The 21750-nt window shown below is 75.0% G+C and carries 17 protein-coding genes; 6 read left to right on the plus strand and 11 right to left on the minus strand.

Annotated features, from left to right (window positions below):
* Positions 1 to 74 precede the first annotated feature (74 nt).
* Positions 75 to 2858 (minus strand): phosphoenolpyruvate carboxylase, encoded by a 2784-nt coding sequence (ppc, locus tag BLT39_RS01380; protein WP_091057435.1) that lies wholly within the window; start codon positions 2856 to 2858, stop codon positions 75 to 77.
* A gap of 55 nt (positions 2859 to 2913) precedes the next feature.
* Between ppc and BLT39_RS01385 the strand changes: the two genes are divergently transcribed.
* On the plus strand, positions 2914 to 3822 hold the full coding sequence (locus BLT39_RS01385) for an SMP-30/gluconolactonase/LRE family protein (protein ID WP_091059159.1): 909 nt from the start codon (positions 2914 to 2916) through the stop codon (positions 3820 to 3822).
* Positions 3823 to 3875: 53 nt separating this feature from the next.
* A complete protein-coding gene (locus BLT39_RS01390) occupies positions 3876 to 5243 on the plus strand; it encodes a cytochrome P450 (protein ID WP_091057438.1) in 1368 nt (455 codons plus the stop codon).
* Here BLT39_RS01390 and BLT39_RS22655 read toward each other — a convergent pair.
* The 7 genes from BLT39_RS22655 to pdxH form a co-directional block, all read right to left on the minus strand.
* Complete coding sequence (locus tag BLT39_RS22655; RefSeq protein WP_091057440.1) at positions 5236 to 6108, minus strand: SDR family oxidoreductase; 873 nt, start codon at positions 6106 to 6108, stop codon at positions 5236 to 5238. The two genes, BLT39_RS01390 and BLT39_RS22655, sit on opposite strands and share 8 nt — an antisense overlap.
* Complete coding sequence (locus tag BLT39_RS22660) at positions 6105 to 7082, minus strand: TIGR03557 family F420-dependent LLM class oxidoreductase (protein ID WP_207507508.1); 978 nt, start codon at positions 7080 to 7082, stop codon at positions 6105 to 6107. Before BLT39_RS22660 ends, BLT39_RS22655 begins: the two co-directional genes overlap by 4 nt.
* Positions 7083 to 7152: 70 nt before the next feature.
* Positions 7153 to 8319, minus strand: a complete 1167-nt coding sequence (locus BLT39_RS01405) for an ABC transporter permease (RefSeq protein ID WP_091057443.1) — start codon at positions 8317 to 8319, stop codon at positions 7153 to 7155.
* On the minus strand, positions 8316 to 9206 hold the full coding sequence (locus BLT39_RS01410) for an ABC transporter ATP-binding protein (protein WP_091057445.1): 891 nt from the start codon (positions 9204 to 9206) through the stop codon (positions 8316 to 8318). Before BLT39_RS01410 ends, BLT39_RS01405 begins: the two co-directional genes overlap by 4 nt.
* Positions 9207 to 9251: 45 nt before the next feature.
* Positions 9252 to 10424: a glucose-1-phosphate adenylyltransferase family protein gene (locus BLT39_RS01415; protein WP_091059164.1), complete on the minus strand. Its 1173-nt coding sequence runs from the start codon at positions 10422 to 10424 to the stop codon at positions 9252 to 9254.
* A gap of 45 nt (positions 10425 to 10469) precedes the next feature.
* Entirely contained in the window at positions 10470 to 11768 is a 1299-nt protein-coding gene (locus BLT39_RS01420) for an MFS transporter (protein WP_091057449.1), read from the minus strand.
* Positions 11765 to 12412, minus strand: a complete 648-nt coding sequence (gene pdxH, locus BLT39_RS01425; protein ID WP_091057454.1) for a pyridoxamine 5'-phosphate oxidase — start codon at positions 12410 to 12412, stop codon at positions 11765 to 11767. The genes BLT39_RS01420 and pdxH overlap by 4 nt, the downstream gene beginning before the upstream one ends.
* 171 nt (positions 12413 to 12583) lie before the next feature.
* Here pdxH and BLT39_RS01430 point away from each other — a divergent pair, with 171 nt between their 5' ends.
* Both BLT39_RS01430 and serC read left to right on the plus strand, forming a co-directional pair.
* A complete protein-coding gene (locus tag BLT39_RS01430) occupies positions 12584 to 13711 on the plus strand; it encodes a citrate synthase 2 (protein WP_091057458.1) in 1128 nt (375 codons plus the stop codon).
* Between the two features lie 10 nt (positions 13712 to 13721).
* Complete coding sequence (serC, locus tag BLT39_RS01435) at positions 13722 to 14837, plus strand: phosphoserine transaminase (RefSeq protein WP_091057462.1); 1116 nt, start codon at positions 13722 to 13724, stop codon at positions 14835 to 14837.
* A gap of 46 nt (positions 14838 to 14883) precedes the next feature.
* Here the strand turns inward: serC and BLT39_RS01440 are convergent, their stop codons facing one another.
* The 3 genes from BLT39_RS01440 to BLT39_RS01450 form a co-directional block, all read right to left on the minus strand.
* Complete coding sequence (locus tag BLT39_RS01440; protein ID WP_091059168.1) at positions 14884 to 16371, minus strand: circularly permuted type 2 ATP-grasp protein; 1488 nt, start codon at positions 16369 to 16371, stop codon at positions 14884 to 14886.
* A 7-nt stretch (positions 16372 to 16378) separates the two neighbouring features.
* Positions 16379 to 18223: a S9 family peptidase gene (locus tag BLT39_RS01445; protein ID WP_091057465.1), complete on the minus strand. Its 1845-nt coding sequence runs from the start codon at positions 18221 to 18223 to the stop codon at positions 16379 to 16381.
* A 78-nt stretch (positions 18224 to 18301) separates the two neighbouring features.
* The gene (locus tag BLT39_RS01450; protein WP_091057468.1) at positions 18302 to 20086 is read right to left on the minus strand and encodes an N-acetylglutaminylglutamine amidotransferase; all 1785 of its coding nucleotides are present in this window, start codon (positions 20084 to 20086) and stop codon (positions 18302 to 18304) included.
* A 177-nt stretch (positions 20087 to 20263) separates the two neighbouring features.
* On the opposite strand from BLT39_RS01450, the gene sepH reads away from it, so the two are divergent.
* Positions 20264 to 21154, plus strand: a complete 891-nt coding sequence (sepH, locus tag BLT39_RS01455) for a septation protein SepH (RefSeq protein WP_091057472.1) — start codon at positions 20264 to 20266, stop codon at positions 21152 to 21154.
* A gap of 89 nt (positions 21155 to 21243) precedes the next feature.
* Positions 21244 to 21720, plus strand: coding sequence for a YflT domain-containing protein (locus BLT39_RS01460; RefSeq protein WP_165640091.1), 477 nt, complete (start codon positions 21244 to 21246; stop codon positions 21718 to 21720).
* The last annotated feature ends 30 nt before the right edge of the window (positions 21721 to 21750 follow it).

Raw genomic sequence — 21750 nt, forward strand, 5'->3', positions numbered from 1 at the left:
TCCTCCTGCACCCGATCTGGCGCGGGAGGACGGACTTCGATCACCTCCGCTGATCAACGCTGCGCCAGGCGGCCTCAGCCGGAGTTGCGCAGCGCGGTCGCCACACCGTTGATCGTCAGCTGGATGCAGCGGCGGACCAGCTCGTCGTCGTCCCCCTCGCGGCGGCGGCGCAGCATCTCGACCTGCAGGTGGTGCAGCGGCTCCAGGTAGGGGAACCGGTTGCGGATCGAGCGGGCCAGCGACGGGTTGTCGGCCAGCAGGTGGTCGTCGCCGGTGATGGCCAGCAGGACGGCGACGGTGCGCTCGTGCTCGGCGGTGATGACGTCGAACACCCGGTGCCGCAGGTCCTCGTCGGGCACCAGCTCGGCGTAGCGCGCGGCCAGCTCCAGGTCGGTCTTGGCCAGCACCATGCCCATGTTCGACAGCACGGTGCGGAAGAACGGCCAGCGCGCGTGCAGGTCCTGCAGGTGGGCCAGCCGCTCCGGGTCCTCACCGATCCAGGACTGCAGCGCCGTCCCCGTGCCGAACCAGCCCGGCAGCATGATCCGGGCCTGCGACCAGCTGAACACCCACGGGATGGCCCGCAGGTCGGTGATCTTGTCACCGGCCTTGCGCGACGGCGGGCGCGAGCCGATGTTCAGCTCGGCCAGCTCCCGGATCGGGGTGGCCGCGCGGAACCACTCCACGAACCCCGGGGTGTCGTGCACCAGCGCGCGGTAGGCCGCCTCCGCCCGGCCGGCCAGGTCGTCGAACAGCGCGTAGACCTCCTCGGCGTCGTCGCCCAGGCCCTCCAGCGACAGCAGCGAGCTCTCCAGCACCGCCGCGACCAACGCCTCGAGGTTGCGCCGGGCCAGGTCGGGCTCGGCGTACTTGGCGGCGATGACCTCGCCCTGCTCGGTGATCCGCAGCTGCCCGGCGACCGACCCGGGCGGCTGCGCCCGGATCGCCTCGTACGAGGGGCCACCGCCCCGGCCGACGGTGCCGCCCCGGCCGTGGAACAGCCGCAGCTCCACGCCGGCCGTGCGGGCGACCTCGACCAGCGCCAGCTCCGCCCGGTACAGCGCCCAGTTCGCGGCGAGGTAACCGCCGTCCTTGTTGCTGTCGGAGTAGCCGAGCATGACCTCCTGCGTGCCGCCCCGCCCGTCCACCATCGAGCGGTAGACCGGCTCGGCGAGCATCGCGGCGAGGGTCTCCCCGCCGCCCTGCAGGTCGCCGATGGTCTCGAACAGCGGGGCGATCATGATCGGCGAGGCCGGCAGGCCGTCGTCGCCGATCGTGACCAGGCCGACCTCCTTGAGCAGGACGGCGACCTCCAGCACGTCCGACACCGACTCGCACATGCTGATCACGTAGTTCGGGATCGCCCGCGGGCCCAGCCGGCGCACCTGCTCGGCCGCGGCGGCCAGCAGGTCCAGCTCGCCGCGGGCCAGCTCGGACAGCTGCGCGTCGGGGCCCACGAGCGGACGGCGCAGCCGCAGCTCGCCGGTCAGCAGCTCGCGCCGGGCGGTCTCGTCGAGCGCGGCGTAGTCCTCGCACACCCCGGCCCACGCGAACAGCTCGGCGAGGACCTCCTCGTGCACCGAGGAGTTCTGCCGCATGTCCAGCCCCGACAGGTGGAACCCGAACACCTCGACGGCGTCGCGCAGCCGGCGCAGCCGGTCGTCGGCCAGCGCCCCGGCGCCGTGCGTGCGCAGCGACGCCGCGACCACGTCGAGGTCGGCGATCAGCTCGGCGGGCTCGGCGTAGGGCTCCAGCTCGACGTCCGGCAGCGGACCGGGGACGTGCCCCAGGACGCCGAGCGCGGTGGCGGCCAGCCGCCGGTAGATGCCGCGCAGCGCCCGGCGGTAGGGCTCGTCGGCCCGGAACGGGGAGTCGTCGCGGGCGGCGTCGGCCAGCGCCTCGAGCTCGTCGGTCGGGCGGACCAGCCGCTCGGACATCGACAGCTCCTCGGCCAGCACCACCAGCTCGCCGAGGTGGTGGCTCAGCGCGGTCTCCGCGGCGCGGGTGGTGGCCCGGCGGACCGCGGCGGCGGTGACGAACGGGTTGCCGTCGCGGTCGCCGCCGATCCAGGACCCGGTGCGCAGCATCGGGGTGGGCAGCAGGTCGGCGTCGGGCCAGCGCTGGTGCAGCGCGGCGCGCAGGTCGGCGTTGATCTGCGGGACGACGGCGAACAGCGACAGGTCGTAGTAGCGCAGCGCCTCGTCGATCTCGTCCTCGAGGCGCAGCCGCGACAGCCGCAGCAGCGCGGTCTGCCAGAGGGTGAGCACCTCGCGCCACAGGTGCGCCGACCACTGCGCCTCGTCGGGGGCGGACTCGCGGGTGCGGATCAGCTCGGCGACCTCGCGCTGCACCCGCGACACCGTGCGCCGGCGGACCTCGGTGGGGTGCGCGGTGACCACGGGGACGACGAGGGCGCCGTCGAGCTCGCGCTGCACGACGGCCGGGTCGAGGTCGGCGGCGTCGAGCAGCTCGAAGCTGGCGGCGAGGGTGCCCTTCTGCGGCGGCGAGCCCTCGCGGCGGTGGAACCGGCGGCGACGCTCGTGGTGCACGTCCTCGGCCAGGTTGGCCAGCAGGGAGAAGTGGCTGAAGGCGCGGATGACGTGGTTGGCCGTGCGGACGTCCAGGCCGGCGAGCATCTGGGCCAGGCCGCTGCGGTCGACCTCCGAGCGGCGGATGCGGAAGGCCTCGACCCGGGCCTCCTCGACGAGGTCGAACACCTCCTCGCCGGCCTGCTCGCGCACCACCTCGCCCAGCACCCGGCCCAGGAGCCGGATGTCCTCGCGCAGCGGGGCCTCGTCGGCCCGGTCCTCGGGATCGGCGGGGCGGAGGTCGGCGACGTCGACGGTTGCTTCGGACACGGGCGCATTGTCCAGGGCACGTGTGACGGTCCGGTGTCGCGGGGAGGACCCGGTGATGCTGACCCTCACCGCCACCCCCGCCCAGGGCGTCGAGCCGGCCGTGCACGGGGAGGGGCCGACGTGGGACGCGGCCCGCCGCGAGCTGGTCTGGGTGGACATCGACCGCGGCCAGGTGCGCCGCGCGACGGTGTCCCCGGCCGGGGTGGTGGCCGAGGTCGGAGTGCACCGGGGCGGCGCGACGGTGGGGTTCGTCGTCCCGGCGTCCGACGGCGGGTGGGTGCTCGGTGCGGACGGCGGGTTCACCCACCTGTCCCCCGACGGCGGGGCCACCGTGCTGCTGGACCTGCCCGACGAGGGCCCGGCCGCCGGCACCCGGATGAACGACGGCGCGGTCGACCCCGTCGGCCGGGTGTTCGGCGGCACCATGGGCTTCGACGAGCGGCCCGGCGCGGGCTCGCTGTACCGCGTCGACCTCGACGGGTCGGTGCACACCGTGCTCACCGGCCTGACCATCAGCAACGGCATCGAGTGGACCGCCGACAGCCGCACGGTGTACCTGGCCGACTCCGGTGCCGCGCAGATCCGGGCCTACGACTACGACGTCGCCGCCGGCTCCTTCGGCGACACCCGGGTCTTCCTGGACCTCTCCGACGACGACGGCCCGCCCGACGGCCTCACGATGGACGACGAGGACCACGTCTGGGTGGCGCTGTGGGGTGCGGGCCAGGTGCGCCGCTACTCCCCCGCCGGCGAGCTGGTGGCGGTCGTGCGGGTGACCGCGGTCAACACCTCCAGCTGCGCGTTCGCCGGGCCGTCGCTGGACCACCTGGTCATCAGCACGTCCACCCAGGGCCTCACCGACGTCCCACCGGACGCCGGCCGGCTCTTCGTCGTCCGGCCCGGGGTGACCGGCCGGCCCGCCGGGGTCTACCGCGGCCCGCTCACCGGGCTGCGGCTGGCCTGAGACCGCGCGTACGGAATGGTTCCGGATACGGCGGGGGCGGGTAGCGGCTGCGGGTGACCGCCCTCCACGACCACGCCGTCCAGCCCCCCGCGACCACCTCCCCCGCGCCCGTCTCCCGGGCCGGCGTGGTCGAGACGCTGCGGCTGACCGGGGCCGCGCTGGCGCCGATGCTGGCCCGCGGCATCATCCTGCGGCGCCCGCCGCTGGTCCGGCTGGCCGACCGGCTGCAGCTCGACGACCGCGCGGTGCGGGCCCTGCAGGCCAGCCGCCGCCGGCACGGGGACGGGCCCCTGCTGCTGCGCGTCCCCGGCCGCAGCCTGGCGCTGGTGCTGTCGGCCCGCGACGCCGGCCGGGTGCTCGCCGAGGGACCCACCCCGTTCTCCCCCGCCACCCGCGAGAAGCGCGCCGCACTGCAGCACTTCCAGCCGCGGGGCGTGCTGATCAGCCCGCCGGAGGACCGCCCGGCCCGCCGCGCCTGGAACGAGACGGCGCTGCAGCTCGACGTCCCCCTGCACGCCCAGGCCGCCTCGGTCGCGCAGATCGCGGCGCAGGAGCTGTCCGGGCTGCGCACCGCGGGCCGCTGGGACTGGGAGGCGTTCGCCCCGGCGTGGTGGCGGGTGGTCCGCCGGCTCACCCTCGGCGACGCCGCCCGGGACGACGAGGCGCTCACCGACCTGCTGGGCCGGCTGCGCTCGCGGGCCAACTGGGCATTCCTGCGGCGCACCGACGGCCCGGCCCGCGCCGAGCTGCTGCGCCGGCTGGATATCTACGTGCAGGCCGCCGAGCCCGGCAGCCTGGCCGCCACCGTGGCCGCGCTGCCCGCCGACCCCGACGTGCACGTCGCCGACCAGATCGCGCACTGGCTGTTCGCCTGGGACGCCGCCGGCATCGCCACCTTCCGGGCGCTGGCGCTGCTGGCCGGCCACCCCGCCCACGCGGCCGCCGTGGCCTCGGAGGTCGACCGGGCGGACCCGGTGGCACCGGACCTGCCGCTGCTGCGCGCCACGGTGCTGGAGTCGGTGCGGCTGTGGCCCACCACCCTGGCGGTGCTGCGGGAGTCGACGCAGGACACCACCTGGGCGGGCAGCACGGTCCCGGCCGGGACGACGTTCGTCATCACCTCATCGCTGGCCCACCGCGACGACGAACTGCTGCCCGACGCCGACCGGTTCGCGCCGCAGCTGTGGGCCGACGACGACGCCCCCGGTGGCACCAGCGCGTCGCTGTGGTCGATGGTGCCCTTCAGCGCCGGCCCGGCCCGCTGCCCGGGACGCGACCTGGTGCTCTACACGACCGGGGTGGCGCTGTCGGTGCTGACGGCGGGCCACCGGCTCGAGCAGGCGGCCGGCCGGCGGGTGGCCGAGGGGACGGCGCTGCCGCGCTCCCTCGACCACACCGCCCTGGCCTACCGGGTCAGTTGATCGGCGACCCGCCGGTGACCCCGATGACCTCGCCGGCGGTGAAGCTGGCGTCCTCGCTCGCCAGGTACACGTAGGCCCCGGCCAGCTCCGCCGGCTGGGCGGCCCGGCCGAGCAGCGCCTGCTCCCCGAAGCCCTCGACCTGGTCGGCGGGCATGGTCGCCGGGATCAGCGGCGTCCAGACCGGTCCCGGGGCGACGCAGTTGACCCGCACCCCGACCTGGGCGAACTCGTCGGCCATCGACTTCGTCAGGTTGACCAGCGCCGCCTTGGTGGCGGCGTAGGCAGCCAGGTTCGGCGAGGGCGTGAACGCCTGCACCGAGCTGGTCACGATGACCGACGACCCCGGGGCCAGCTCGGGCTTGGCGGCCTGCAGCAGCCACAGGAACGCGTAGACGTTGGTGCGGAACGTGCGGTCGACCAGCTCGGTGGAGAAGCCGAGGACGTCGTCGACCACGTTCTGGAACGCGGCGTTGTGCACCAGCAGGTCCAGCCCGCCCAGCCCGTCGACGGTCTGCGCGACCAGGCCCTTGGCGACCGACTCGTCGGCGACGTCACCCGGGAGCAGCAGCGCGGTGCGGCCGGCCTCCCGCACGAGCCGGGCGGTCTCCTCGGCGTCGGCGTCCTCGGAGAGGTAGGAGATCGCGACGTCGGCGCCCTCCCGGGCGTAGGCGATCGCGACGGCCCGGCCGATGCCCGAGTCGCCACCGGTGATGAGCGCCCGGCGCCCCTCCAGCCGACCGGAACCGCGGTAGGACTCCTCGCCGTGGTCCGGGCGCGGGGTGAGCTCGCCGGTGCCGCCGGGGTGCTCGACCTGCAACCCGGGGATGGCCGAGGAGGCCGGGTGCTTCGTGCGCGGGTCGATCACGCGAACGCCTCGCGCCAGGCCGGCATGAGCTCCTGCTTGGTCCACTCCAGGTAGGGCTGCTGCTGGTCGCCGCCGATCTGCACCAGCGCCAGGTGGGTGTAGCCGGCGTCGGCGTACTCCTTCGCCGCCTCGATCACCGCGTCGACGTCGTCCCCGCACGGCAGGGAGCTCTCGACGTCCTCCTCGCGGACGAACTGGCTGGCGGCCTCGAAGCCCGCCGTGCCGGGCAGGTCGGCGTTGACCTTCCAGCCCAGGCCGAACCAGCGGAACAGCTCGTGCGCACGGGTCACCGCGGCGGCCTTGTCCCGGTCGAAGCTGATCGGCATCTGGCCCACGCGGTTCTTGCCCGCCCCGCCGGCGGCGTCGAACATCTCGCCGAGCTCGGGCTTGGGCTCGGTACCGATCATGACGTCGGCGTACTCGCCGGCGAGCTCGCAGGACTGCTTGCCCGACACCGCGATGCCGATCGGCACGCCACCCTCGGGCAGGTCCCAGATCTTGGCGCCGTCGGCGTCGAAGTAGTCGCCGTGGAAGGTGGTGTAGCCGTCGCCGGCCAGCAGCTCCTTGATCAGCTGCACGGCCTCGGCGAACATCTCGTGCCGCACCGCGACCGGGGGCCAGCCCTCGCCGATGACGTGCTCGTTGAGGTTCTCCCCGGCGCCCAGACCGAGGGTGAACCGGCCGTCGGCCAGGATCTGCAGGGTGGCGGCCTGCTGGGCGACCACGGCCGGGCGGTAGCGGAGGATCGGGCAGGTCACGTAGGTCATCAGGTCGATGCGGCTGGTCGCCTGCGCGGCCGCGCCGAGGGTGACCCATGCGTTGGGCGCGTGGCCCATCGAGTCCAGCCACGGGAAGAAGTGGTCGCTGCTGACCGCGAAGTCGAAGCCGACCTCCTCGGCCCCGACCACGTGCGAGACCAGCTCCTTCGGGCCGGCCTGCTCCGTCATCATCGTGTAGCCCAGCTGCATGCTCATGCCGCGCGCGCTACCCCCGGGGAGGGGACCCCCAACCGCCCCCAGGTCAGGCGGGGAGGAGGAGGGGAGGTCAGGCGCGCTCGGCCCGCAGCGCCTCACGGAGCTTGGTCTTGCCGCCGGTGCGCAGCAGGGCCCCGGCGTAGACCCGGCCACCGATCCGCACGACCAGCGCGATGGCGACGGCCATGATCGCCACGGCGAGCAGCACCTGCCAGAGCGGGACGTCGCCGGCGGCCATCCGCACCGGCATGACCAGCGGGGTCAGCCCGGGGACGAACGACGTCACCGTGGCCAGGCCCGAGCCCGGGTCCGAGCCCGCCTGGATGGAGATGAAGAAGCCGACGACCAGCAGCAGGGTGGTCGGGGTCAGCACGCTGCCGAGGTCCTCCTGCCGGCTGACCAGCGACGCGGCGGCGGCGAACACCGAGGCGTAGAAGGCGTAGCCGACCAGGAACCAGCCGATCACGACGAGCACGGTGCCGATCAGCTGGCCGGGGACGCTGACCACGCCGAGGGCCAGCGCGCCGGTGACGCCGACGGCGGCGATGAGCACCATCTGCGCCAGCCCGAGCACGCCGAGGCCGAGGATCTTGCCGGCCAGCAGCTGCCAGGGCTTCATCGTCGACAGCAGCAGCTCGACCACCCGCGAGGACTTCTCCTCCACCACGCCCTGCGCGACGAACTGGCCGAACAGGATGAGCAGGCCGTAGAGCACCACCACGCCGACCAGCGCCACGACCACGGCGGGCCCGTCGTCGTCCCCCGACGGGTCCAGCTCGGTGACCGCGACGTTCGGCGCGGGCTGCAGGTCCACGCCCTGCGCGGCCAGCTGCGCGCCCACCGACAGCGCACCCACCGCCGAGCGCACGACGTCGTCGACGCTGCCCGAGGACTCCACCAGCAGCTGCGGGGAGTCGCCGGTCGGGTCGAGGACGGCGCCGTCCACGTCGCCGTCCTCGACCGCCTGCCGGGCGGCCGCCTCGTCGGGCAGCTCGGTGACGGTGACCGCCGTGCCCGAGGCCTCGCCGGCCTGCTGCAGCGCGGTCTGCACCGACGGGTTGCCGCCGACGACGCCGACCGTGGTCGTCGACCCCTGCCCGCCGGCGACCAGCTGGAAGATCATCACGCCGACGACGAGCAGCACGATGACCAGCGAGCTGATGATGAAGCCCTTGTCCCGGACCCGGGTGGTGATCTCCCGGCGCGCGACGAGCCGGACCTGACCCGCCGCGCTCACGCCGCCACCGCCCCGCGGAACAGCTCCACCAGGCTGGGTTCGCGCCGGGCGAAGTGGGTCACCCGGCCGGTCCGCAGCGCGGCGGCGAGCACGGCCTGGTCGTCGGCGGCCACGTCGAGCTCGAGCACGGTGTCGCCGCGCTGCTCGCTGACCACCCGCACCCCGGGGACGGCGGCCGCCCAGCCCGGGTCGGCGTCGGGGACGACGACCCGCAGCTGCCGGCCGCCCTCCTGGGCCCGCAGCTCGCCGACGGTGCCGCTGGCGACGATGCGGCCGCGGGCGAGGATGCCGACCGCGTCGCACAGCCGCTCGACCAGGTCGAGCTGGTGGCTGGAGAACACCACGGGGACGCCGGCCCGGCAACGCTCGACCAGGGCGTCGGCGAGGGAGTCGACGCCGACCGGGTCCAGGCCGGAGAACGGCTCGTCGAGGATGAGCACCTCGGGTCCGCTGACCAGCGCGGCGGCCAGCTGCACCCGCTGCTGGTTGCCCAGCGACAGCTTCTCCACCCGCTCGCCGCGCTTGTCCGCCAGGCCCAGCCGCTCGGTCCACTCCGCCACCGCGCGGTCGGCGTCGGCGGACGAGGCGCCGTGCAGCCGGGCGAAGTAGGTCAGCTGGTCGGCGACCTTCATCTTCGGGTAGAGGCCGCGCTCCTCGGGCATGTAGCCGATCCGCTGCCGTCCGGCGTCGTCCAGCGGCGCGCCGCGCCAGCGCACCTCGCCGGCGTCGGCGCGGGCCAGGCCCATCGCGATCCGCATCGTGGTGGTCTTGCCGGCGCCGTTGGAGCCGCAGAACCCGAACATCTGCCCGGGCGCGACGGCGAAGGACACCCCCTGCAGGACCTGGTTGTCGCCGTAGGTCTTGACCAGTCCGTCGAACTCGAGCACGCGCCCTCCAGGCGGTCGTGAGCGTCGTTCAGGACCGTAGCCGTCTCACTCCGGATCGGGGTGCCGGGCCCCGGCGGCCACCTCGGCACCGGGCTCCAGCCGGGCCCGCCGGCCGACCAGGGCCACGTCGCCGTCGCCGCCGACGCTCGCGCCCGGGCCGACGTCCACGCCGTCGTCGAGCACCGCCCGGTGCACCCGGGCGCCGGCCCGCACCCGCACGCCGGGCAGCAGCACCGAGTCGGTCACGGTCGCGCCGTCCTCGACCACCACGCCCGGCGAGAGCACCGAGCCGTGCACCGTGCCGCCCACCCGGGTGCCCCCGGAGACCAGCGAGCCCTCGACGGAGGCGCCGGGCAGCAGCCGGGCCGCGGAGTGCCGGCCACCGCGGGTGTGCACCGGCCAGGCCGGGTCCTCCAGGTCGATCGGCGGGTCGGCGGCCAGCACGTCCATGTGCGCCTGCCAGTAGGCCGGCACGGTGCCGACGTCGCGCCAGTAGCCCGGCAACCGGTGCGCGCGGGCCAGCCCGTCGGCGGTCTGCGCCGGCAGCAGACCGTCGCCGAGGTCGGCCAGGCCGTCCTCCCCGGCGTCGGCGGCCAGCGCCTCGAGCCGGTCCAGCGTGGGCCGCGGGCTGAAGACGAAGACCTCGTTCGTGGCCGTCGTCGTCGCCGGCTCGTCGGGCTTGTAGGCGTAGTCGGTGACCCGCTCCCCGTCGGTCACCACGATGCCGTAGCGGGAGGCGTCGTCCGCGGCGACCTCGGTGGTGACCATGGTGACCTCGGCGCCGGACCCCAGGTGCTCCTCGGCGACGGCGCGGTAGTCCAGCTGGTAGACCGCGTCGGCGCTGACCACCACGAGGGCGTCCGGGTCGTGCTCGCGGACGAGGTCGGCCTGCCGCCACAGCACGTCGGCGGTGCCGGTGGCCCACCCGCCGCGGTCGGTGCCGCGGAAGGGCGGCAGGGTCATCAGCCCGCCGGTGGTGCGGTCCAGGTCCCAGGGCCGGCCGTTGGCCAGGTGCTCCGAGAGCGACGCGGGGTGGAACTGCACCGCGACCCACACGTCGGCGATGCCGGAGTGCTCGCAGTTCGACAGCGGGAAGTCCACCAGCCGGTACACCCCGCCGAAGGGGACGGCCGGTTTGGCCCGCTGCTCGGTGAGCAGCTCCAGCCGCCCACCGGCACCGCCGGCGAGCACGAGGACGAGGATCCGGGAGAGCGCCATGCCCCCCACTGCCCGGTCGGGGCGCCCCGCACGCCCGAACCGGCTCTAGATCGTCCGCGCCGACCGCGAGGCCCGGAACAGCCAGAACGACGGGACGGCGACCGCGACCACCGCCATGGCGACGACGATGACCACCCCGCCGGTCCACATCGCCACCGACACCCCGAACGCGCTGGCCAGGGCGCCCGCGCGCAGGTCACCGAGCCGGGGCCCGCCGGCCACCACCACGATGAACACGCCCTGCATGCGCCCGCGCATGTCGTCGGGGGCCGCCAGCTGCAGCATCGAGCTGCGCAGCACGGCGCTGACCATGTCGCCGGCGCCGGCCACGGCCAGGCACAGCACGGCGAACCACAGCGAGCCGGCCAGGCCGAAGCCGATGATGGCCACGCCCCACACCGCGATCGCCGCCAGCACCACCGCGCCCTGCCGGTCGACCCGGCTCACCCAGCCCGACGTCAGCCCCATGACCAGCGAGCCGATCGAGATGCCGGCGTAGAGCCAGCCCAGGCTGTTCGCGTCGCCGCTGAAGGCGGTCGCCGCCAGCTGCGGGAACACCGCCTGCGGCCAGGCGAACAGCATCGCGATGATGTCGACGACGAACGTCATGAGCAGCACCGGCTGGGTGCGCAGGAAGACGAAGCCGTCCAGCACCCCGCGCACCGCGGCGCCGACCCGCACCCGGTCGGCCGCCCCGGCCGCCGGCAGCGGCGGCAGGCCGCGCACGAGCCAGACGGCGGCGGCGAAGCCGACCGCGTCGACGACGTAGGTCAGGAACAGCTCGCCCTGCCCGATCAGCACGCCGGCCAGCAGCGGCCCGGCGATGACCCCGACCTGGCGCACGGTCATGGCCAGTGCGTTGGCCGCGGGCACGAGCTCGGTGCCCACCACCGCCGGGATGGCGGCGCTGCGGGTGGGCTGGTTGACCGCGGAGAACGCCGACACGAAGGCGGTCAGCACCCACAGCACGGCCAGGTTGTCCATGCCCAGACCGGCCTGGACGGCGAGCAGCGCACTGGTGACCGCGGCGCCGATCGAGGTGATGAGCATCAGCCTGCGCCGGTCCATCGCGTCGGCGATGGCCCCGCCGAGCAGGCCGAACACGACCAGCGGCACCAGCGCGACCACGGAGGTGACACCGACCAGGAACGACGAACCGGTGATGGCGTAGACCTGGAACGGGACGGCGACCAGCGTCATCTGCTGGCCCAGCATCGTCACCGTCACCCCGGCGAACAGCCGCCGGTAGGCCGGGATCGCCAACGGCCGGGTGTCCAGCGCCCAGCCGCGGCGGCGGCGCGGCGGTGCCTCCGCGGGAGCGGGCCCGTCGACGGGGGAGCTCACGGGGCCAGGCGCCGGACGACCCAGCTGCCCCCCTCGGCGTCGTCGCGCTCGAAGCGGAGCCGGTCGTGCAGCCGGTCGTGGCCGCCCTGCCAGAACTCCACCCGCTGCGGCTGGACCCGGTAGGCGCCCCAGGACGGCGGGCGGGCCAGCCCGCCCTCCGGGGTCTGCTCGTCCAGCTCGCGGAACGCGCGCACCAGGTCCTCGCGGCCCTCGACGACGGAGGACTGCACGGTGGCCGCGGCGGCCAGCTGCGCGCCGCGCGGGCGGGGGTCCCACAGCGCGTCGGACTCGGCGTCGTCCAGGCGGGCCGCGGTCCCCACGACCCGGACCTGGCGCTGCAGGGCGTGCCAGGGGAAGACCAGCGCCACCCGGTCGTCCAGCGCGAGCTGCGCGCCCTTGGCCGAGGCGCCGTTGGTGACGAACACGAACCCCTGCTCGGACAGGCCCTTGAGCAGCACCACGCGGGCGTCGGGGGCGCCGTCGGGGTCGGCGGTGGCCAGCACCATGGCGTTGGGCTCGGGCAGGTCGGCGGCCACGGCGTCGTCGAACCAGCGACGGAACTGGGCCAGCCAGGTGTCGGCGAGGGTGTCCTCGGAGAAGCTGCCCTCGTCGTAGTCGCGGCGCATCGTCGTCAGGTCAGGCACCGACCCATGCTCCCACCACGCAACCAAGCCGCGACCTGGTGTGATGCCCGTCGCACCTCCCGCTGGCCGGGACGGTCCGGTTGGGGCGCGCCCGGGGCGTTGACCTATGTTCTGCCACAGCCGTGCGCCGACACCTCGGGCACGGGTCCCGCGCGCAGAGGAGCATGCAGGATGGCCGACGACTTCGTTCCCGGACTCGAGGGCGTCGTCGCCTTCGAGACGACCATCGCCGAGCCGGACAAGGACGGCGGCTCGCTGCGCTACCGCGGTGTCGACATCGAGGACCTCGTCGGCAAGGTCACCTTCGGCCACGTCTGGGCGCTGCTGGTCGACGGCAAGTTCGGCCCCAGCGGCCTGCCCCCGGCCGAGCCGTTCCCGATCCCGGTGCACACCGGCGACGTCCGGGTCGACGTGCAGGCCGCGCTGGCGATGCTGACCCCGATCTGGGGCTACCGCCCGCTGCTGGACATCTCTGCCGAGGAGGCCCGCGAGGAGCTGGCCCGGGCCGCGGTCATGGCGCTGTCCTACGTGGCGCAGTCCGCCCGCGGCATCGGCGTCCCCGCCGTCCCGCAGAAGCGCATCGACGAGGCCAAGACCATCGTCGAGCGGTTCATGGTCCGCTGGCGCGGGGAGCCCGACCCCAAGCACGTGGCCGCCGTCGACGCCTACTGGGTGTCCGCCGCCGAGCACGGCATGAACGCCTCCACCTTCACCGCCCGCGTCATCGCCTCCACCGGTGCCGACGTCGCGGCCTCCCTGTCCGGTGCCATCGGCGCGATGAGCGGCCCGCTGCACGGCGGCGCGCCCTCCCGCGTGCTGCACATGCTCGACGGCGTGGAGTCCTCCGGCGACGCCCGGAAGTACGTCAAGGACCTGCTCGACCGCAAGGAGCGCCTGATGGGCTTCGGGCACCGGGTCTACCGGGCCGAGGACCCCCGCGCCCGCGTGCTGCGCCGCACCGCCGAGGAGCTGGGTGCGCCCCGCTTCGAGGCCGCCAAGGCCCTCGAGGACGCCGCGCTGGCCGAGCTGCGCGAGCGCCGTCCCGACCGCCCGATCGAGACCAACGTCGAGTTCTGGGCCGCGATCGTGCTCGACTTCGCCGAGGTGCCCAGCCACATGTTCACCTCGATGTTCACCTGCGCCCGCACCGCGGGCTGGTGCGCGCACATCCTGGAGCAGAAGGAGACCGGCCGGCTGGTCCGCCCGTCGGCCCGCTACGTCGGTCCCGACACCCGCAAGCCCTCGGAGGTCGAGGGCTGGGACAGCATCAAGGACAAGTCGATCCTCTCCCCCGTCTGACGAGGACCCCATGAGCATCCAGATCCCCGCCGAGCTGCTGCCCGCCGACGGCCGCTTCGGGTGCGGACCCTCCAAGGTCCGCCCCGAGGCGGTGGCCGCCCTCGCCCGCGACGGCGCCGCGCTCATGGGCACCTCGCACCGGCAGGCCCCGGTCAAGAACCTGGTCGGCCGGGTCCGCGAGGGCCTGACCAGCCTGTTCGACCTGCCCGAGGGCTACCAGGTGGTGCTCGGCAACGGCGGCACCACCGCCTTCTGGGACGCCGCCACCATCGGCCTGGTCCGCGACCGGGCCGCCTTCGGCACCTACGGCGAGTTCTCCGCGAAGTTCGCCTCCGGGGTCGCCGAGGCGCCGTTCCTGGCCGACCCGGTGATCAGCAAGGCCGACCCGGGCTCGCTGGCGCTGCCGGAGGCCGTGGCCGGCGTCGACGCCTACGGCTGGGCGCACAACGAGACCTCGACCGGCGTGATGGCGCCCGTCGTCCGTCCCGAGGGTGCCGACGACGACGCGCTGGTCCTGGTCGACGCCACCTCCGGCGCCGGCGGGCTGCCCGTCGACGTGCTGCAGACCGACGTCTACTACTTCGCGCCGCAGAAGTGCTTCGCCGCCGACGGCGGCATCTGGATCGCGCTGATGAGCCCGAAGGCGCTCGAACGGGTCGCCGAGATCAAGGCGTCGGGCCGCTGGGTGCCCGGCTTCCTGGACCTGTCGATCGCCGTCGACAACTCCTCGAAGGACCAGACGTACAACACCCCCGCGGTGGCGACGCTGTTCCTGCTGGCCGACCAGCTCGACTGGCTCAACGGCCTGGGCGGGCTGTCCGGCGCCGTGGCCCGCACGCAGGAGTCCTCGTCCCGGCTCTACGGCTGGGCGGAGGCCTCCGAGCACGCCACGCCGTTCGTCACCGACCCGGCGCACCGGTCCTTCGTCGTCGGCACCGTCGACTTCGACGAGTCCGTGGACGCCTCGGCGGTCGCGAAGGCGCTGCGGGCCAACGGCGTCGTGGACACCGAGCCCTACCGCAAGCTGGGCCGCAACCAGCTGCGGGTGGGCATGTTCCCCGCCGTCGACCCCGACGACGTCTCCGCGCTGACCGCCTGCATCGACCACGTCGTCGAGCGCCTCTGAGCGCCCGGACGGTGATCAGGTCACCTGATCACCGTCCGGCGCGGCCTCAGCCCGGCGGCAGGAGCCAGGTGTCCTTGGACCCGCCGCCGCGGCTGGAGTTGACCAGCAGCGAGCCCTCCTCCAGGGCCACCCGGGTCAGCGGCGCGCGCACCGCGCGGGTGGTCGACCCGGCGACGGCGAACACCCGCAGGTCCGCCCGCCGGGGCACGACCACGCCGTCCACCAGCGTGGGCAGGGTGGAGAAGTCGACCGGCTCCTGGGCGACGAAGCGGTGCGGGGCGGCGTCGACCTCGGCCCCCAGCCGGGCCAGCTCCTCGGCCGAGCAGGTCGGCCCGAACACCACGCCCTGCCCGCCGTAGCCGTCGACCGGCTTGACCACCAGCTCCCCCAGCCGGCCGCGGACGGCGGCGAGGTCGTCGGCGTCGGCGAGCACCCAGGTCGGCACGGTGGCCAGCACCGGCTCCTCCCCCAGGTAGAAGCGGATCATCGCCGGCACGTGGCAGTAGGTGGCCTTGTCGTCGGCGACCCCGTTGCCCGGCACGTTGGCCAGCGCCAGCCGCCCGGCCCGCACCGCGCCGCCGAGCAGCACGTCCAGCGGCGTGCCCACCGGGTTCAGGTGCGCGGCCAGGTCGTCGTCGTCGAAGCGCCGGTACAGCACGTCGACCGGCACCCGCTCGCCCTCGACGTCCACCGCGACGCCCCCCTCGGGCGTGGCCCACAGCCGGTCGGGGGTGGCGATCGGGATGCCCATCGCCTCGGCCAGCAGGCGGTGCTCGAACCAGGCCGTGTTGACCCGGCCGTCGGTGAGCAGGGCCAGCTGCGGCGGGCCGTCGCAGGCCGGGGGTGCGGCGTCGGCGAGCGCGGCGCGCAGCACGTCGACCGCCTCGGCCGGCTCGGCCAGGCCCACCCGGTCGGCGTAGAGACCGGGCAGCGCGGCGCGGGTGCTGTCGCGGTTGACGATGGCGTAGCCCAGGCCCGAGGGCACCCGCAGGTTGTCCTCCAGGACCACCCAGCCGTCGGCGGTGCGCAGCAGGTCCAGCCCGGCCACGGTGGCCCGCTGCTGGCCGGCCCAGGCCAGCGACACCGCCGCCGGGCGGTAGCCGGGGCTGCGGGTGACCAGCCAGCCGGGGAGCACCCCGGCGCGCACCGCCTCGGGTGCGGCGTCCCGGCCGTCGCCGCGCCGGCGGCCGGCGGGCCGGTAGGCGTCGGCGAGGAAGGCGTTCAGCGCCCTGGTGCGCTGCTCGACGCCGCGGGACAGGTGGTCCCAGTCCTCAGCGGCCAGCAGCCGGGGCAGCGGGTCGACCGGGAACGGGTGCTCGACCAGCTCACCGTCGACGAAGGAGCCGAAGACCACGCCGCGGGCACGCCGCTCACGGCCCATCTCGCCCACCGCGGCGGCCAGGCCCACCCCGCCGAGCGCCTCCAGCGCCGGCACGACCGCGCGGTAGCCCGGCCGGACGCCGCCGTCGGGTGCCACCGCCTCGTCGGCGGGGTGCGGTCGGTAGTGCGCGAACAGGTCGGTCGTGCCGGTCATCGCCACCTCACAGCCAGCGGTCGAACCACTCCGCGATCGCCCCGGTCAGCGTCACCAGGTTCTCCCGGCCCACGACGGTGTGGCCCTCCCCCGCGAGCAGGAGCAGCTCGGCGGGCTTGTCCAGGGCCGTCAGCGCCCGGTGGGCCTGGACCGACTCCTCGACGGGGACGTTGGTGTCCCGGTCACCGTGCGCCAGCAGGACCGGTGAGCGCAAGGAGTCCAGGGCGGTCATCGGGCTGATCGTGGCCAGCATCTCCCGGTCGGTGACCGGGTCGCCGTACTCGGTGACCGACGCCGCGGCCATCCACGGCTCGGTGCGCTCGAAGAAGGTGCGCAGGTCGCTCATCCCGGCCAGCGACGCTCCGGCGGCGAACAGGTCGGGCCAGCGGGTCAGCGCGACCAGGGTCAGGTAGCCCCCGTAGGACCAGCCGTGCGCCCCGACCCGGCCCGGCGCGGCGATGCCCGCCGCGACCAGGTGCTCGACGGTGGCCGGGACGTCGGCGAAGGAGCCCTCGCGGTCGGCGACGTCGTCCATGCCCATGAACGCCGCGCCCCGCCCGCCCGAGCCCCGGACGTTCGGCGCGAACACGGTGACCCCGGTGGCGGCCAGCGCCTGCGCGACCGGCGACCAGGCCGGCCGCTCCTGGCCCTCGGGCCCGCCGTGGAAGCTGACGACGGTCCGGTTCGGGCCGCGCACGCCCGGGGGCACGTACAGCCAGCCGTCCAGCTCCAGGCCGTCGGCGCCGCGGTAGTGGTGCCGCACCGGGCGGACCAGCAGCTCGCGGTCGGGCCGGCGCGGCGAACTGGGCAGCCGGGTGACCCCGCCGTCGACGAGGTCCACGACGTGCAGCGCCCTTGGGTCGGCCGGGCCGGTCAGCTCGGCCACCAGCGACCGCCCGTCGGCGGCCAGCGACCACCCGGGCATGACCGGCAGGGGCAGGTCTACCCGCCGCACCGGGGTGCCGTCGTCCACCCGGCGGACGTCGACCTCGGTGACGCCGTCGACGGTCCAGACGCAGAGCACGGTGCCGTCGCCGCGCACCGCGTAGCCGTCCAGGTCGGCGTCCCGCCGGCGGACGACGACCCGGGCCTCGCCGGGCACGCCGTCGGCGTCGAGCGGGACGACGACGAGCGCGGTGCGGTCCTCGCCGGGGACGCCGGGCTGCGCGGCCCGCAGGTAGACCGACCGGCCGTCGGGGGCGAACCGGCCGTCCTCGCTCTGCCGCCCGCCGGGCGCCCCGGCCGGGATGACCCGCCGCTGGTCGCCGGAGGCGACGTCGACCAGCACGACGTGCCGCCAGCCGCGCGGGCCGCGGCGCACCAGCAGCCGGCCCTCGTCGGCCGACATCGAGGTCAGCGCCAGGAACCCGCCGCTGGCCACCGTGGAGCGCTCCCCGGTGACGACGTCGACCAGCACCACGTCGGCGCCCGGCCCCTCGGCGACGGTGCAGGCGTAGTGGCCGGGGCGGGCGGTCCAGCCGCCGGCGAACACGGTGGCGCCGGGGTGGCCGAGCACCAGCCGCCGGTCGGTGCCGTCGGGGCGCACGGCCCACAGCTGCGCGCGGATGGAGCCACCGGGGCTGACCAGGTAGGCCAGCCACTCCCCGTCCGGGGACCAGGCGACCGACACGACCTCCTGGCCGGGGCCGGACAGGACCGCCGGCGTCGTCCGCTGGTCCAGCGTCGCGACCTCCAGCTGCGGGGTGCCGCTGCGGTCGCTGACGTAGGCCACCCGTTCGCCGTCGGCGGCCAACGCCGGGCACCAGGCGCCGGCGGCGGAGGCGATGCGGGTGAGCGCCTCGCGGAGATCGGCGGGCAGACCGGTGGTCTGCTGGGGGTCGAGCCGGGTCATGCCACCTCCAAGGGTCGTCTCCGGGGTGCAGCGGGGAGCCCCCGCCCGGTGTTCCCGGGCGTCATCGGCAGTGCGGGGTCAGCGGATGCCCTGCCGCTGCAGCCACAGCTCCAGCAGCCCCACCTGCCACAGCTGGTTGCTGCCCAGCGTGGTGCGGTGGGTGTTGGGGTCGGCCAGCAGCCGGTCGACGTAGTCGGTGCGGAACAGGCCGCGCTCCTTCGCCTCGGGGGCGTGCAGCGCCGCCCGCACGCTGGCCAGGTACTCGCCCTCGAGGTGGATGATCGCCGGCACCGGGAAGTAGCCCTTGGGCCGGTCGATGACGTGCGCCGGGATGACCGCGCGGGCGGCCTCCTTGAGCACGCCCTTGCCGCCCTGCGCGAGCTTGAGCTCCGGGGGGACGGCGGCGGCGAGCTCCACGAACTCGTGGTCCAGGAACGGCACGCGGGCCTCCAGCCCCCACGCCATCGTCATGCTGTCCACCCGCTTCACCGGGTCGTCGACCAGCATGATCGTCGAGTCCAGCCGCAGCGCCCGGTCCAGCGTGGTGTCGGCACCCGGGCGGGCGAAGTGCTCGGCGACGAACGCCCGGCTGGCGTCCTCGGTGAGCAGCCAGCGGTCGGCGAGGATGCCGGCCAGCTCGGCGTGCGGCCGGTCGACGAAGACCGAGGAGTAGGCGTCCACCGCCCGCTCCACCGGCACGCCGTCCAGCGGCGGGTACCAGTCGTAGCCGGCCAGCACCTCGTCGGCGCCCTGCCCGCTCTGCACCACCTTGACGTGCTGGCTGACCTGCTGGGCGAGCAGGTAGAAGGCCACGCAGTCGTGGCTGACCATCGGCTCGGCCATCGCGCCGATCGCGCCGTCCAGGCCCGCGTGCACGTCGGCGGTGGGCACCAGCAGCCGGTGGTGGTCGGTGCCGAAGTGCTCGGCGACGACGTCGGAGTAGGCGAACTCGTCGCCCTCGCGCCCGCCGACGGCCTCGAAGCCGATGGAGAAGGTGGCCAGGTCGCGCTGCCCCTCCTCGGCGAGCAGGCCCACGATCAGCGACGAGTCCAGGCCGCCGGACAGCAGGACGCCGACCGGGACGTCGGCGACCATCCGCCGGCGCACCGCCGTCCGCAGGCTGTCCAGCACCGCGTCCTGCCACTCGACCGGGGACAGACCCGCCAGGTCGGGACGGCGTTCGTGCACCGGCGACCAGTAGACGTGGTCGGACTCGCGGCCGTCGGGCTCGTAGGTGCGCACCGTGGCCGGCGGCAGCTTGCCGACCCCGGCCAGGATCGTGCGCGGCGCCGGGACGACGGAGTGGAAGCTCATGTAGTGGTGCAGCGCCACCGGGTCGATCGAGGTGTCCACACCGCCGGCCCGCACCAGCGCCGGCAGGCTGGAGGCGATCCGCACCCGGCCCGGGCCGCGGCTGAGGTAGACCGGCTTGATGCCCAGCCGGTCCCGCGCCACGACCACCCGGCCGGTGTCCCGCTCGACGACGACGAAGGCGAACATGCCGTAGAACCGCTCGACGCAGGCCGCGCCCCAGCGGTGGTAGGCCTTGAGCACGACCTCTGTGTCGCTGGTGGAGCCGAACCGGTAGCCCGCGGCGCGCAGCTCCTCGCGCAGCTCGCGGTAGTTGTAGACGATCCCGTTGAACACGCAGGTCAGCCCGAGCTCGAGGTCGACCATCGGCTGCGCGCCGGCGTCGCTGAGGTCGATGATCTTGAGCCTGCGGTGGCCGAGCGCGACCGGCCCGGACTGCCACGCACCCGACCCGTCGGGCCCGCGCCGGGCCAGCTGCTCGCACATGGCGGCCACGGCGCCCACGTCGGCGACCCCGCCGTCGAACCTGATCTCGGCCGCGATGCCGCACACGAGCGCCTCCTCCCGCCCGACCGGTGCCGGGCTGGACTCCGGGTGCCCACCCTGCCCGCTCCGTGTTGCGTCGGCATGTCCCAGGGGTCGGGCGTGTCCGGGCCCGGTCGGCACCGCGTGCCGGGTTAGCCTCGGCGCTGGTCCCGTGTCCCTGCCCGTCCCCCGGAGGTCGACCCCATGCGCACGCTGCGCCTCGTGGCGATCTCCGACGACGGGAAGAACCTGGTGCTGGCCGCCGACGTCCCCGACTCCATCGACAACGGCGAGCGCTTCCACCTGCCGATCGACGACCGGCTGCGGGCCGCCGCCCGCGGGGACGCGCAGCGGATGGGCCAGATCGAGCTCGACGCGGCCAACGCGCTGCCCCCGCGGGTCATCCAGGCCCGCATCCGCGCCGGCGAGACGCCCGAGCAGGTCGCGCACGCCTCGGGGACGTCGGTCGAGCGGATCATGCGGTTCGCCCACCCGGTGCTGCAGGAGCGCGCCCGGGTGGCCGAGCAGGCGCAGGGTGCGCGGGTGCGGCTGTCCGAGGGCACCCCCGGCGTCGCGCTGCAGCAGTTCATGTCCGACCGGCTGCGGCTGCTGGGCGCCGACCTCGACGGCGTGCGCTGGGACGCCTCCCGCGCCGAGGACGGCACCTGGGCGGTGCGCGCGGCGTGGAAGGCCGGGCACAAGTCCGGCACCACCCGGTGGAGCTTCGACACCACCACCCGCACGGTCACCCCGCTGGACGCCACCACGATGGACTTCGCCGAGGGCACCCGGCTGGTGCGGGTGGTCCCCGACGTGCCGGCCGGCCTGCCCGCGGCTCCCCCGCGCCGTGCCGTCGCCGCCGTCCCCGCCGAGGAGGACCGGACGCCGGAGCCGAGCCCCGCCCCCGAGGACGACGAGGTGCGCAACGTCGTCCCCGTCGACGGCAGCCCGGTCGACGTCCTGCTCTCCGGCGACGGCGGCCCCGAGCACGACACGGTCGTCTTCGACCGGGTGCTCGACCCGGAGGCCGAGGACCCGCGCGCGGCGATCCCGGCGTGGGAGGACATCGTCTTCGGGGTCCGCCGCCACCGCTGAGCTGCTGTGACCGGGCACCCCGTGTCCGGCCTGCGCGTCCTGGGTAGCGCAGCGTGCGGCAACATCGCCGCAGCAGTGAGGAGTGCGTCATGAGCGCATCGGTGTCCATGCCCGCCGGAGGCGTCCAGGTCGGGACCTACCCCGACTACGCCCAGGCTCAGCGCGCCGTCGACTACCTGTCCGACGAGCACTTCCCGGTCGAGAACGTGCAGATCGTCGGCACTGACCTGCGCTCCGTCGAGCAGGTCGTGGGCCGGCTGACCTACGGCCGGGCCGCCGGCGCGGGTGCCGCCTCGGGCGCCTGGTTCGGCCTGTTCGTCGGCCTGCTGCTGGGCATCTTCGCCCCGGACGGCTCCAGCTGGTTCAGCTCCGTCCTCACCGGCCTGGTCATCGGTGTGGTGTTCGGTGCGCTGTTCGGCCTGGCCGGCTACGCCGCCACCCGCGGTCGCCGCGACTTCGCCTCCACCGGCCAGAAGATCGTCGCCGGCCGCTACGACGTGCTGTGCAACCCGCAGTTCGCCGAGGACGCCCGGGCCCACCTGGCCCGCCTCAGCCTGCGGAACTAGGGAAGGACCTCGTCCCTCCCCACGACGTGC

The organism is Klenkia brasiliensis, assembly GCF_900100695.1.
GTDB lineage: Bacteria > Actinomycetota > Actinomycetes > Mycobacteriales > Geodermatophilaceae > Klenkia > Klenkia brasiliensis.